Source organism: Vibrio sp. 2433-A1, from assembly GCF_056726085.1.
In genome coordinates this window covers 145,627-159,063 of record NZ_JBRESC010000008.1, presented here as the reverse complement: position 1 = coordinate 159,063, position 13,437 = coordinate 145,627, and the positions used below count along the sequence as shown (strand labels likewise).

Below are 13,437 nucleotides of genomic sequence, written 5' to 3'. Positions count from 1 at the left end.
ATTAGATTTTAAAGCCAATGCGTAGGTCGATTGAGTTGTTCGGCTTGACTGACCACTCTTGTTCCATGCTCTGCTCGCGGTAGTTCACACGTTCCACCTGAGCAAAATGGACAAACGCCATGGTATCAAGTTGCTGCACATCCTCTGTGGCATTAAACAGGCGCACAATAACGGCATTATCTTGATAGAAGGAGTGACCAATACTTGAAAGCGTCAGTGGCTGATTCACTTCAAATAGGCTGAATGACTTCACCGTTGAACGCGCATCAAAGCGAACTTGGAATCGTTCGAGACGATTTTCAAAGCTGTTGAGTGATTGCTTCTGGTAGCTAAACGGCATATCGAGATATTGGCTTTCTAGGGCTCGCAGCGTTTGATGACTGGCATCTTTCGGCATCGCAATCGAGAAAGCAAAGCTCATCGATTTTTGCAACTGAGCATCTGGCGTGTAAACCACGGTGTTGTTGATACCAGAAGCACGCCCCGGACGCCACAACAGATCATCTTTACCTAGCTTACCCGTCGCCTTAAACAGCGTCAGCGCAATCACATCACTCTTTTCACCTGGCAAAACTTGGAACTCTTTCAGGCCGCGACCATTTACCACAATCGCCTTACCTGCTTGCTCAATAGCAACCGCACCATCAGTGGTTTCAATATCAATCGGGCACTCACGGAAGCGCTCTTTCCAGCCTTCAACGCTCGGTGCAATTGGACGCGTCATCACAGCAAATGGCTGGGTGGCGACAGACTCCTGGCTTTGTACATCGGAGTTAATCAGTACACGAACGCGGTGGTCGCACGCCTGATTTACAGTGTGAATAGACACTTTTAGCTGCTCATCGTTAGCATCTAGTATCAATGTAATTTCAAAACTGGCTTGGATCTGCTCATTGCCTACTTGACGCGACTCTAGATCTGAAGGCACTGGCATTGTTGCTATCAGCGTCATCGTCTGCTTAGTCTCACCGACTTGGCTTGATAGCCAAGTTAACTCATTGAGGTAACGTGGCTCGTCCCCTTCTAAAGGTGAAAAGTCGTAAGAATCCCCATCATCAGCCTGCTCTTCAAAACGTAGCAACTGCTCAATCACGCGACCAGTCACCTTGTTGGTTAAGCTCAGTTCGCCATCTTTCAGCGTGACGGTTAACGCGGCATTTTCAATCGTTTGAACATCACTGTTCTGCGTAAGCATGGCTGACTCTGACGCAATCACTTGGAACACTTGGTAGCCCATTGCAGGCAGGTTGGATACTTTTACATTCAGTTCAAAGCGGTAATAAGGCGGCACGGCAACTTCTTTCTCGCCATCTTTGGTCACTTCAATCACCTTGCCACCATCTAAAGTTTCGCGTGCTATTATTTCGGTCGCAAGCAGGACTTTGCCATCTGAAAGAGCAATCGACGGGTGCTGAGAGAAAGCGGTGACTTTAGCAACACCGTTAAATGGTGTGATTTGGCCGTTAAAGATCATCACTTCATTGTCATCACATGCGCTACTAGCGATCTCTTTCACCACTAGGTTGTATAAGCCGTGACAGATCTCTTCGGCTTGCTTTAGACGATGCATGATGTCAGCGTTGGTGGCATCGCTATTACACCCACCCATACTGTCATGGGCGTGACATTCAAGAATCTTCTTCCAAGCCATATCCACCAGCTCAGTGTGTACAGTGATGCCTTGTGCTTTAGCAATCGCAATCACGACTTCAAGCTTCTTGAGTAAGAACTGCTCAATCTCGAAGTTAAGTTTTTTAATGTCGTAGCGAACAGAGCCAATCGTCTTATGGATACGAGTGTATCGCGGTGCTTTGAACTCACCTTGGTAAGTCTCAAATTCACTGCTGTTGCGGCGAAGAAAATCAACAAAGCTTTCCATCGATGAAATGGTGTAGACATCACCAGCAGGCGAACGCTCACTGGCTGCTAGTAAGGTTTCCGGAAGATTCGGATCAATGTTGACCTGGTCGCCACCTGATGGGATCAGCACTTCATCTAGACCTGACAGCGACTTAATCTTGTCAATCATCGGGAAGATTTTTTTGTCTAGATGGTCTGCATCAGGAACAATGTTTTTCGCCGCGCCGTAACCATGAACTAGGTTGTAAGCGTAGATTGAATCGCCACCTTGCGACTTCCAGAAGAAGTGCGACTTTTCTACGTGTTGATCGTAATCAATGCCACGCCAAAATACGATGTTATCGATCCCCATTCCCTTGAACAGTGTTGGCATTTGCGCGTTATGACCAAAGGTATCCGGTAGGTAACCAACCTTCATGCTGTGGCCGAGTTCTTCTGCGATATGCATGCCGTACTTTAGGTTACGGATAATCGACTCGCCTGCCACATTGTAGGTATCGGTCTGAGTATACCAAGGGCCGATAAAGAGCTTTTTATCGCTCACCAATTTTGCTATGCGCTCACGCATGTACGGCAGCACTTTCAGGAAATCTTCAACAATCGCTGATTGACCATCTAAGTGGTAGCAGCTGTAGCTTGGTTGATTCTCCAACGTTTCAATTACTTTGGTGAAGTTATAAGTTGCCAGAACGTCACTGTCTTGCTGAGTAAAATACCACTCACGATCCCAGTGAGTGTGAGGAATGACATGTACTTTTGCCATGGGGAAACTCTCGATATATTCTTGATAGTTTGGGGAGGCGAACCTCCCCGTTAGACGTGTTTAGGCTTTTGCGTGGTCTGGTTTAGTGCACAGCAGTAGAGCTATAGCGATAAACATTGAACCCGCTATAACAGAAATGGTGTAGCTGATTGGATCAGAAGATAGGAACCATCCCCAAACGGCTGGTAGTGGTAGGCTTTGCCATACGTTGAGAACGACAGCCAGTTGAGTACCGATAATTGAACCCAGAATCATGATTGGAATCATCTTCGGATTTTTCAGAATGAATGGAATCGCACCTTCTGAGATACCGATTAGGCCCAGCATCAGAGAAGTTTTACCGACTGTGCGCTCTTCACTTGAGAACACTGGTTTGCGGAACTTGCCATCTAGCAGCGCTGCGATGCCCACACCGATTGGTGGAATAACGATACCCAACTCACGAGCAATCAGGTCAAACCCTTCACCCATGCCATTCAAACCAAGCGCAACCGAACCTGCCGCTTTGTTGATTGGACCACCTAAGTCAAAGGCTGTACCTGCGGCAATCACCATTGAGTAGATACCTCGCCCGGCATCACCCGCTTGGGTAAACAGCTCAATCATGGCTAGGTTTAGCGCACCGAAGAATGGATTGATCGCATACTCCATGGTCAATACCATCACTACTCCCGTCACTGCAGGGACAAGTAGCATCGTCTTGAGCGTGGTCAGCTCAGTCTTCACCTTAATCACATCATTAAGATAGCGAACCAGATAACCCACAAGGAAGCCAATCGCAATCGCACCAAAGAAGCCAGATGGAGCCCAGCCTTCTAAATCAAAGAAGCGCTTATAAGGCTCATCGGTCATCAAGCCGCCGATAAAAGCAGGGATCAACGCTGGTTTTCCAGCAATCGAATATGCTAGGTAACCGGCAAAGATTGGATACATAAACTTGATGGTCATGAAACCAAGTTTATCTAGGGTTTGGATAGGCGTACCTGAGATATCAATGAACTCACCAGTGATTTTCGCCACTGCCATCAGCAGGCCACCCAGTACCACGACTGGCAGCATGTAGCTGATACCCGTCATGATATGACCGATAGCGACTTGGTAAGCAGAGCGCTTTTCATCATGCACTTCTACACCCCCATCTGATTTCTCTTTGCCACGCAAAAATACAGTTGGAAGCAAATCATCAACGCGTTTAATCAGCTCTTGAGTGCGAACCTTAAGTGGATTAGCGTTATCAAAACGTTCCATGTCCATAATAGGTACATCAACCGCCAGAACAACGCCGTCTGCGGTTGCAATATCATAAGCAGTTAGTTTGTTTTTAACACCATCACTTCCCTGCGTTTCGACCTTCACTTCATAGCCTTGCTTTTCAGCCCAAGCTTTGATTTTTTTAGCCGCCATAAAGGTGTGTGCAATGCCGGTAGGGCAAGCGGTCACTGCAACGAGTTTTTTCTTACTCATGGTTTTTCACCGTTATACTTATCAACTGCGGCAAGTATATTTAGCGGTGATGTATCAAGGTACAGTTTTCTCGTACAAGCCATGTATGACGATACTTTTGTGATAACTATCAAGGTAATTCCCCGCATTTTAACGCCTAATAATAACCATTCTGTTATTAAGTCTTAGTGTAAGCGATGAATACCTTTAAAGGGATCGAACGAGTCATATATGAGTACCTGATCAGCCACGCTAAAGAGCTAGATTCAGTCTCAGCCAAGACGATAGCCAACAAGGCCTTGACCACAACGACATCGGTAAATCGGGTGTGTAAAAAGATGGGGTATGCGAGCTACACTGAGCTCAGATATAAACTTTCTGATGACCTTAATAAAGATGTCGCGCCGACAATTCAGGGGGACGACCAAGCTCAAAGAGTAGACAAGATAGCTCAATCACTGATTCACTCTCCGGTGGTCTATCTATACTCACGTGGGGCGTCGATTGTAAGCGTTTCGTATTTGTCGCGTTTTCTTTCTCTCGCCAATATTCCTCATCTAGTGATCACTGATATTCACCAGTTAGCTCGCGCGGAATCAGGCACCGTAATCCTCATTAGTAAATCAGGAGAGACTCAAGCTGTAGTCGATATGGCCCACAATGCAAAGCGCAAAGGATTAAAAGTTTTTGCAATTAGTCATTTAGGATCAACATTGGCAGGTATAGCAGGTATCAACCTCGACTTGGAAGAACAGGTCGATGGTATCTGTCCATATCATCGCGAATCTCAAATCCATATTTTAGAGCTAGTCGATTTGATCGGACGAGAGCTGTTAGCGGGTTAGTTCTTCACTCGGGCCGTGAAGATTAGCGTAATTCCACCCAAAGCCAGTAATGATGAGATAGCAGCGGTTAGCGTTATCGACTCACCGAGTCCTATACTTCCTGCGGCAAAAGCAATCACAGGCACCGCTAACTGAGAGACCGACGCCTGAAGGACTGAGATATGTTTAACAACTTGATACCACAAAATGTAGCCAAAGCCGGAAGCAAAGACACCCGACAATAACGCCCACAGAACGCCATCTGCTGTGATAGTCTCTATTGAAACAAGTAGTGGGCTAGCAGCAAAAGCCAATACACTTGCAAGCATAAATCCTTGGGTAATAGACACCGAAGCAACACTATTTTGTCGCCCTAACAGGGTAAAAATGCCCCAACAGACGCCAGAAACAAGCATTAGAGCAGCGGCACTCATACTCGGAGCCTCAGCCGACGGTAGCATTAAAACAGTAAAGCCAGATAGAGCCACTCCGATACCTAGCATCTCTTTCGCACTTAAGCGATTGCCTGAAACAACATGAAACACCACTAAGGTCAGCTGCACCATACCAAACAGAATCAAAGCGCCGGTCCCTGTACTGAGCTGGGTGTAAGCATACGAAAAGCAGAGTGCATAACCAAAAAGAGAGATGCCCGACCACCAACTGTGTTTATCAGTAAAGAAGCGATAGCTCATTTGGCCACGCCAACTTTGAATAAGCAGCAGTGTAACCGCACCAGAAACCAGTCGCAGCCATGTGAAAGAACCCGGATCGATAGCGTGATTCGCCAATGCTAGGCGACAAAAAAATGAGTTGGCGGCGAAGGCAATGAGCGCGACGACGAGTAGTGAAATAGTGTGCATGACTCTCCCTTTTAGCAACAAGAGTGTAGTGGGTAATCAAGCGCTTGTAATAGCTTTAATCATTCTGGTTAAGACGGATTAGCTATAAAGAACCAGACATAAAAAAGCCAGTCAATGAACTGACTGGCAAAGGACAGAGTTGCGTCATAAGCCCCCCTTAACAACGTTTTAGTAATCAATTTGTTCACCAGCCACATCAGACACAGCCCCATAGGAATCAATAACCAGCTGTATTGGCTTTGCGCAATCCATTGACTGCTTCCGAGCTGAAAAAATGAACCGAATATCACCGCCGTCCAAAGCGAAGTTGCGGTAATCACGGCGATAAAAAACTGCCATTTGGGTACATCAAGAAACCCACTAAGCGAAAAACCGAGTGTTCTTAAGCCGGGGATAAAGCGAATAATAAACAAGCTCATAAAGGCATTTTGGCGTAGCTGACGCTTTACTCTTCTCGCTCGTTGATAGCGAAACAGTCGATAGCGAAGAAAGCGAATCCGCTGCGCCGCTTTACCAAGAAGATAAAGACCAAAATCACCGCTACTGATGCCGATAAAGATCGCGACTAACGCAAGGCTGGCAGGCATCAGCTGCTCTACTGCAAGCACTGCAGCAGAAACAATCGCAAGATCTTCGAGTAGATAAGAAAGCAAAATGACGCCGATAAACATCATCGACAAAGACGTTCCACTATCAAATAGCCATTCTCTAATCGTCTCTGCTAATTCGATCATCCTACCTACCAAGTTCACCGCAGCGCCGAATTAGCGATGCATTCGTAATATGTATAAAGATAGATTAATCAATAGAAAAATTTCACAGAGGAGATATTTTTATCTTTTCGCCTTAAGAACAACCTAACTGCTATGAACAGTAATGGGATCGCGCTCCCTTGTGCACAAACCGAAGTAATGCAACCCTATAAAACAAGCGCAGCCAGCAAGGAAACAAGCATCAAGATGACATCACTCTCACAGGCACAAGCACAAAAACTGGCGTTGTTTTCTCAGCAGCTTCCAAATGGCATCAGCAAAGGCAACAGTTACGCTAAAACCCTCGCGACATTTGAGCAGCTTGGCTATGTGCAGATTGATACCATTTCAGTAGTGCAACGTGCGCACCACCACACGCTTTGGACCCGCAATCCCAGTTACCAACCCAAACACCTCGATCAACTTGTCGCAAACAAACAGGTTTTCGAATATTGGTCCCATGCTGCGGCCTATTTGCCAATGTCCAACTACCGCCATAGTTTGCCCAGAAAAGCGGCGATCAAATCCGGCCAGCAGCGTCATTGGTACTGTAAAGATAGAGAGTTGATGAAAAACGTCTTTGCGCGGATAGAAACGGAAGGACCACTGATGGCCAAAGACTTTGAGTCCAAAGCAAACAAAACCCAAGGCTGGGGCAGTAAGCCAACCAAGATGGCGTTGGAGAATCTCTACATGCAGGGAGATTTGATGATTGCTGAGCGACGTGGTTTCCATAAAGTCTACGATCTGACCGAACGTGTACTGCCTGATAACATTGATATCTCAATGCCAAGTCGTGAGGAACATGCTGAGCACCTAGTGATGAATTACCTCAAAGCACATGGCTTTGGCAGCTTGCCTGAAATGATTTACCAACTCAAAAACGTCAAATCTGATGTGGTCCACGCGTTGGAAAATCTAACCAGTAACAAACAGATCGAGCTGATAGAAGTTAACGGTGGAGCTTACTACGCCACTAGCCAAGCTTTGAGTTTGTTAGACAAACGCCTCAATCGTAAACAGGCTAAGATCCTCTCTCCATTCGATAACTTACTGATTCAACGTAAACGAGCTAGCGCAGTGTTCGATTTTGATTACTTAATCGAGTGTTACGTGCCTCAGGCCAAAAGACGGTTTGGCTATTTTTGTTTGCCGATTCTTTGGGATGGTAAATTAGTCGCGCGAGCAGACTGTAAGGTAAATAAGCACAGCGCAACACTTGAGGTATTACACCTAGTGACCGAACCTTCAATAAGGCACTCAGATACCTTTATCTCAGCGCTTGAGAAAGAGCTTCAAGCCTTCGCTCAGTTCAATCAATGCGAACAATTTACTATTTTAAAATGCTCTGAAAACCCTGCTAAATAGTCACTACTACTCGACTCAAAGATCATGCATATCAGCTGATGTAGAGGGTTTTGAACTAGGCTATTAAGAACCATTTGATCTCTTTTCTAAGATGGTTAACTATCAGCATAGTTATTGTTGTCGCTTTGAAGTTTAAACATGAATAAATTAACTATTCTCGACGGTGGTATGGGTCGAGAACTAAAGCGCATGGGCGCACCGTTCTCGCAGCCTCTGTGGAGCGCTCAAGCCTTAATCGAATCTCCTGAAGTCGTGACGCTTGCTCATAAAAATTTCATTCACGCAGGTGCAGAAATCATCATTGCCAATAGCTACGCGTGTGTCCCTTTTCATTTAGGCCAAGAGCGGTACGAGTCTGATGGCGCTCGCCTAGCTCAAGAAGCTGCGATACTCGCTCAAGAGGCTGTAGCTCAAACAGCAAAACAGGTTAAAGTCGCAGGCGCGCTGCCACCGGCGTTTGGTAGCTATCGACCAGACCTGTTTGATGCTGTCGAAGGCGAGACAATCTTCCACACTCTGTTTGAAGCACAAGACCCATACGTCGATATTTGGTTGGCAGAAACCATCTCCAGTATTGAAGAGTTTGATGTTATTCAATCAGTTTTATCGCAAACACCGAAAACCTGCTATTACGCATTCTCCTTGCAAGACACGCCAAGTAGTACAGCTTTACTTCGCTCTGGCCAAAGTGTTCGAGAAGCGACTAAGCGAGTGTGTGAGTCTGGTGGTCATGGGGTGTATTTCAACTGCTCAGTCCCTGAAGTGATGGCACAAGCGATTCGAGACGCTAAGCAAGTGATCGATGAGTTAAATGCTGAGGTCGAAATTGGTGTCTATGCTAATAACTTTGCGCCGATTGGTAGCGATCATGAAGCTAACGACACTATGCAAGCAATGCGAGAGCTTTCTCCTCAAGATTACCTAGTCTACAGCAAACAATGGCATCAATTAGGTGCGACAACCATTGGTGGTTGCTGTGGCATTGGACCGGAACATATCCATGCGCTCAGTGACTGGAAACTGAGTCAATACGGATAATCGCGGCGTTGGTTGCGAATCAATGATAAACTTGCGCGCGCCCTAAGGCCCTAAGGTAGGCGCGACGCTTATTCATCTATCTACACCCTCTTTTATCTTTCAGGAATACTTCATGGCGGCAGCAAACTCAGTTATTGTCCTCGACTTTGAGACCACAGGACTTTCTCCGAATATGGGCGATCGCGCGATTGAAATTGGTGCGGTAAAGCTCATTGATGGTGAGGTGGTCGATACGTTCCAGCAACTGATGAATCCTGGGTTTCGCGTCAGTTCATTTATTGAAGGCTATACAGGGATCACCAACAATATGTTGGCGGGCGCTCCAAGCTGTGCGGAAGTAATGGCTGATTTCAACGACTTTATCGGCAGCGACAATTTGGTTGCCCACAACGCCTCATTCGATAAACGTTTTCTCGATGCTGAATTCGAACGCATTAATCGCAGCTATCAAGGGGAATTCGCCTGCTCTTTATTGGTATCACGTCGATTAAATCAAGAGGCTCCGAGCCACAAACTGGGCGATTTAGTTCGTTACATGAACATTGACAATGATGGCGTATTTCACCGCGCTTTAGCGGATTCACAAATGACCGCCAAACTGTGGTTGTTAATGCTTGAAGATATGCAGCAGCAAGGTATCCACCAGCCTTCATTCTCATTGATGCAGAAAGTCAGTAAAACCAGCAAAGCGGCTGTTGGAAAGTTACTTCAGCAACACACGGTATAACCAGGAATGGGCCAAGCTGATATTCAACAAAAGATCGCCAGCTTTACATCCATTGAGCAGGCGTTAGATTATTTTGAGATTGGCTACGACAGTAAGTTTATTGCAGAGTACCGCTCTGAACTGATTAAGCGCTTTAACGGTTACGTAATTCTGGAAAAGCCTGATGATTGGTTTTCGGCTCGTCGTGCGCTGAAAAATGCCTATTGTAAAATCCAGCGCGGGCGACTCGATAAGCACACCCGTTCAGCCTGTCGCGGGTGTACTTCGTGTCAACGTCGGTGAAGTGATTACACTTCTTGTTCTAGATCCTCATCTTCGAACATCGATGAGTATTTGATTTCAAATTGATTAAAGCTGAATACACTCGGGCCATGTGCTCGCTTGGTAATCACTTTTTCTTCCCCATACTGAACCGTCACATGCGTGTACACTTTGCTCTTTACTTCAACGTTACACTCTTCAAGCGCTACCTCTAACTCATGTTCGTGATGGTCACGAGCCTGTTTGACTTTTTCTAGGTGAGCATTGGCTTTCTGCTTATCCGCCTCTAACGCTTGCTCTTGCTCTTCAGTACGCTCTGCTTTTGGTGTCTTTTTGAACTCGAGCTCACGGCGAATAATATCCATGGTCTGTTCTTGAGCTTGCGTATATTGCTCTTTGAGCTTCGCTTGTCGGTCTTTAAACATTTGGAAGCGCGCGAATGCATGCACGTAGGTTGCGGTGTCCCCTTCTACCCCTAAATTAACGCACGTAACTTTACCGCCCACTTTGGCATGACCACCACTCAGTGTGCCTTGCTTTTCCGCCGCGTCTACCACTACAAGGTCATGACCACAACGCAATTCATTATTCAAACAATGGACACTCAAATGGATATCATTAGCCGCTTGTAGTTCTGAAAACTGTGCATAGTTAGCGGTAATTGAACCACCAGATTTCACAATACAGCTTTTCGATTGATCTTCAGACACATTATGTCCGATGATTCCTTTCGCAACCTCAATATCACCTTGCACTTGGACATCAGCAGATTCAATAAAACCACCGACCGTCAATGAACCCGTGACACGAACCATCATATCAGACTCAATATTTCCGAGAACAACCACATTACCTTTGAACTTAACATGACCCGTCGCTACACCAATGGTCGGTAAACAGAGCGCATCTTCCACGTCGACTCCGTGCTCTTTAATGATCGGCATACCGGAGACTTCTGCAATTAACAGGTTTGGATCATCTAGAGAGATTTTTGTCCCTTTGCCCTCTTTGAGCATGGCGTCATTGCCTGGTTTCGGCGGTATTACCTTACCTTGAACAGTCAGACCCGGTGTCCCTTTGGTTGCCGGAATGCGTTTCATCAGAGGAGCATTTTCAGAAACCGTAATGGTTTCACCAAGGTTGAGCATATCAACCTTACCGTCCGGTGCGGATTCTTTCGGAGCAAGCACTTGCTTGGTTGGATCTTTGACCAGTGGGATAAACTTAGCATCGACACCTTGAATAGGGTTTTTGCCTTTCGCGACGGGTTGAGAAAAGGTTTCACCCGGTTTGAGTTGATGACTCATCACCAGAACTTTTTTTAGTGCAAGCTTATTGATGCCTTTGGTCACATACGCCTGAGCCAGCGCATGAACGATTTGTGGACCTTTAAGAGGCGAACCTTTATAAGCCCCAGTCACTACCATACTTGCCAGCATATCATTATCGGAGAGAACAACTTCAACAGACGCGTCCCTAACCTCAGCAATCGTAATGCCAACATACGCTTCGCTTTTCATCTCTTTTGCTAAGTTGATAAAGCGTAATACTTCATCTTCCATCAAGAAGTAATCCTGACCTCCGATAGAAGTTAAAGCGTCGTCAAGCCCTCGCGTATCAAAGTTGCTATCGACTACAATATCTGTGGCCAACTTTGCGATTACTTGGCGACTATCCTCAGAAAAAGCGACAAATTTATCCCACATGCCATTCTGCCTTATGTACATCCTAGAATGAGTGTATATAAATAATTCTAATGGCTGTATCACAAGTATGACAAATTAAGGCGTACATCACTCCCAGACGTTTTTACACTGTAAATAACGTTAGCTAGAACTCGGAAAGTGATGCTCTGCTGCTAATGAGTATACCGCTGTGACACTTCGCCCCTGTTTAGAATATTCCAACGAATCACATAATTCTGAAGCAAGAACGATACCACGCCCATGGGTCAGGGATTTATCAGGAGAGTCATAACGTCTCTGATAATCAAACCCTTCGCCATTATGTTCAAGCTCCATAACCAATTGAGCCCGCTCTGGACAATACTCAAGATTCAATTCGATATACGCAGAATCAGATAACTCTTTAAGTTTTTCTTCTCGCATTTGATAAAACAGAAAGAAACCGTCCGGCTCTTCTTTTATGGATGAGTCCAAGCACAATAATCCATGCTCAATCGCATTAGCAAACAGCTCTGATAACACCGAGCAAACCAAATCTAGGTGCGCTCCGCTGTGCAAAATACCAGTCAAGAACTTACGCACCTCAGTCATGACCGTTACACGTTTAATCACCTCCCCATTGAGTCTTAAGCTAGATTGAATCGGGATCTGATTTAATATTTCTTGATTTGGCGGCACTTCTTGAGCATTGCCATTAGAGATAGGGAAAGTCATCGCCAGTATGGATAAATCATCACCCACCGATTTATGAGCAAAACTACGCACTGACTCATAAAGTGTAGGGATAATCGCCTGCTGGCTATGAAATGCGCTTTCTAGTCGCTCTTGGCCAAACTGTTCACCCTCTTCATTCATCGCTTCTATGACACCATCGGTATAACAGATGATTTGCTGATCAGGTTCGAGTTTAAAGTGCTGTATGTCTGCCTCAAACTCGTGAGTCTTTAATACCCCAAGCGGCATGTGATTCGAAGTTAAACGGCGCACAATGGTGCCGTCACGCTCGATAAGATAACCATCAGGTAAACCACCGCCCCACCATGAGACTTCAAAGCCATTGGCTCGCACTTCAAAAACGCTCGCCGCCAGCATCATTCCCATGGGTAAGAACCGCACCAGCACTTCGTTGATCTCTTGTGCTATTTCACCTAATGACAACCCCTTAGCCGCCATACTGAAAAAAGCCCGAGTAGCAGGAATTGCCGAAATAGCTGCAGGTAACCCGTGACCAGTCGCATCGGCAATCATCACATAGACACCACCATGAGGCCGATTAGCCACTACGATAAGGTCACCATTAAATACGGTAGATGGCGTTGATAAGTAATTAATACCGTAGATATTTTTCACCTGAGAGCTCATTTCAAGCATTAGGTTAGAAAAGATCGATTCTGCTATGGCGTAGTCATAGCGGACCAGCTCATGAAAATGGCTCAACTCATCGCGCTGCTCTTTCACTTCATTGTGCATACGGACAATGCGATAGTGCGCTTGAACTTTGGCAAGTAAAACGCTGCGCTCGACAGGTTTGAGAATAAAGTCGTCACCATAGGTTAAACAGCGCTCAAATGAAGCGTGATCATCGAGTACAGTCAGAAAGATCACCGGAATATGTGCATCCGGAAAGGCTTGTCTTATTTCTTGCGCAGTAGTAATACCGTCTTTAATTGGCATCATCACATCCAGCAAGATCACATCAGGCAGGCTGTCCATCTGAACCATTGCTTCAACGACGCCTTGACCATTTTCAAAGGTTGTTACCGTTTCAGCTAAGTGACTTAGCATAAAGCGGCACAGCTCTCGATTGGTCGCATGGTCGTCAACAATCATTACATGCATAAGAGCTCCTTAGC

General features: G+C 45.8%; 11 protein-coding genes. 5 read left to right on the top strand and 6 right to left on the bottom strand.

Going from position 1 to position 13,437, the window contains the following annotated elements; translation table 11 throughout:
* Nucleotide 1: 1 nt before the first annotated feature.
* Together ACU01J_RS10470 and ACU01J_RS10465 are read right to left on the bottom strand one after the other, a co-directional pair.
* Nucleotides 2–2,623, bottom strand: coding sequence for a glycoside hydrolase family 38 N-terminal domain-containing protein (locus ACU01J_RS10470; protein ID WP_481085650.1), 2,622 nt, complete (start codon nt 2,621–2,623; stop codon nt 2–4).
* A 60-nt stretch (nt 2,624–2,683) separates the two neighbouring features.
* On the bottom strand, nt 2,684–4,087 hold the full coding sequence (locus ACU01J_RS10465) for a PTS fructose transporter subunit IIC (RefSeq protein WP_481085649.1): 1,404 nt from the start codon (nt 4,085–4,087) through the stop codon (nt 2,684–2,686).
* 176 nt (nt 4,088–4,263) lie between these two features.
* Between ACU01J_RS10465 and ACU01J_RS10460 the strand changes: the two genes are divergently transcribed.
* Nucleotides 4,264–4,911, top strand: a complete 648-nt coding sequence (locus ACU01J_RS10460) for a MurR/RpiR family transcriptional regulator (RefSeq protein WP_481085648.1) — start codon at nt 4,264–4,266, stop codon at nt 4,909–4,911.
* Here the strand turns inward: ACU01J_RS10460 and ACU01J_RS10455 are convergent.
* Nucleotides 4,908–5,753 carry a DMT family transporter gene (locus tag ACU01J_RS10455; RefSeq protein WP_481085647.1) on the bottom strand — a complete coding sequence of 282 codons (846 nt, stop codon included), beginning with the start codon at nt 5,751–5,753 and terminating at the stop codon, nt 4,908–4,910. The genes ACU01J_RS10460 and ACU01J_RS10455 overlap by 4 nt on opposite strands.
* Nucleotides 5,754–5,821: 68 nt before the next feature.
* The gene (locus ACU01J_RS10450; RefSeq protein WP_481085646.1) at nt 5,822–6,487 is read right to left on the bottom strand and encodes a DedA family protein; all 666 of its coding nucleotides are present in this window, start codon (nt 6,485–6,487) and stop codon (nt 5,822–5,824) included.
* Nucleotides 6,488–6,712: 225 nt separating this feature from the next.
* Between ACU01J_RS10450 and ACU01J_RS10445 the strand changes: the two genes are divergently transcribed.
* From ACU01J_RS10445 to nifW, 4 genes are all read left to right on the top strand, one after another.
* Entirely contained in the window at nt 6,713–7,873 is a 1,161-nt protein-coding gene (locus tag ACU01J_RS10445; RefSeq protein ID WP_481085645.1) for a winged helix-turn-helix domain-containing protein, read from the top strand.
* A 138-nt stretch (nt 7,874–8,011) separates the two neighbouring features.
* Nucleotides 8,012–8,911: a homocysteine S-methyltransferase family protein gene (locus ACU01J_RS10440; protein ID WP_481085644.1), complete on the top strand. Its 900-nt coding sequence runs from the start codon at nt 8,012–8,014 to the stop codon at nt 8,909–8,911.
* 112 nt (nt 8,912–9,023) lie between these two features.
* Nucleotides 9,024–9,638, top strand: a complete 615-nt coding sequence (locus ACU01J_RS10435) for a 3'-5' exonuclease (RefSeq protein WP_481085643.1) — start codon at nt 9,024–9,026, stop codon at nt 9,636–9,638.
* A gap of 6 nt (nt 9,639–9,644) precedes the next feature.
* Nucleotides 9,645–9,920, top strand: a complete 276-nt coding sequence (gene nifW, locus ACU01J_RS10430; protein WP_481085642.1) for a nitrogenase-stabilizing/protective NifW family protein — start codon at nt 9,645–9,647, stop codon at nt 9,918–9,920.
* Between the two features lie 5 nt (nt 9,921–9,925).
* On the opposite strand, the gene ACU01J_RS10425 is transcribed toward nifW, so the two are convergent.
* Nucleotides 9,926–11,605 carry a DUF342 domain-containing protein gene (locus ACU01J_RS10425; protein WP_481085641.1) on the bottom strand — a complete coding sequence of 560 codons (1,680 nt, stop codon included), beginning with the start codon at nt 11,603–11,605 and terminating at the stop codon, nt 9,926–9,928.
* A 120-nt stretch (nt 11,606–11,725) separates the two neighbouring features.
* Nucleotides 11,726–13,423 carry an ATP-binding SpoIIE family protein phosphatase gene (locus tag ACU01J_RS10420; RefSeq protein WP_481085640.1) on the bottom strand — a complete coding sequence of 566 codons (1,698 nt, stop codon included), beginning with the start codon at nt 13,421–13,423 and terminating at the stop codon, nt 11,726–11,728.
* Between the last annotated feature and the right edge of the window lie 14 nt (nt 13,424–13,437).

What these genes read in the sequence shown, in the direction of transcription:
- ACU01J_RS10470 (WP_481085650.1), bottom strand. Translation starts at nt 2,623, where the DNA reads ATGGCAAAAGTACATGTCATTCCTCACACTCACTGGGATCGTGAGTGG.
- ACU01J_RS10465 (WP_481085649.1), bottom strand. Translation starts at nt 4,087, where the DNA reads ATGAGTAAGAAAAAACTCGTTGCAGTGACCGCTTGCCCTACCGGCATT.
- ACU01J_RS10460 (WP_481085648.1), top strand. Translation starts at nt 4,264, where the DNA reads ATGAATACCTTTAAAGGGATCGAACGAGTCATATATGAGTACCTGATC.
- ACU01J_RS10455 (WP_481085647.1), bottom strand. Translation starts at nt 5,753, where the DNA reads ATGCACACTATTTCACTACTCGTCGTCGCGCTCATTGCCTTCGCCGCC.
- ACU01J_RS10450 (WP_481085646.1), bottom strand. Translation starts at nt 6,487, where the DNA reads ATGATCGAATTAGCAGAGACGATTAGAGAATGGCTATTTGATAGTGGA.
- ACU01J_RS10445 (WP_481085645.1), top strand. Translation starts at nt 6,713, where the DNA reads ATGACATCACTCTCACAGGCACAAGCACAAAAACTGGCGTTGTTTTCT.
- ACU01J_RS10440 (WP_481085644.1), top strand. Translation starts at nt 8,012, where the DNA reads ATGAATAAATTAACTATTCTCGACGGTGGTATGGGTCGAGAACTAAAG.
- ACU01J_RS10435 (WP_481085643.1), top strand. Translation starts at nt 9,024, where the DNA reads ATGGCGGCAGCAAACTCAGTTATTGTCCTCGACTTTGAGACCACAGGA.
- nifW (WP_481085642.1), top strand. Translation starts at nt 9,645, where the DNA reads ATGGGCCAAGCTGATATTCAACAAAAGATCGCCAGCTTTACATCCATT.
- ACU01J_RS10425 (WP_481085641.1), bottom strand. Translation starts at nt 11,605, where the DNA reads ATGTGGGATAAATTTGTCGCTTTTTCTGAGGATAGTCGCCAAGTAATC.
- ACU01J_RS10420 (WP_481085640.1), bottom strand. Translation starts at nt 13,423, where the DNA reads ATGCATGTAATGATTGTTGACGACCATGCGACCAATCGAGAGCTGTGC.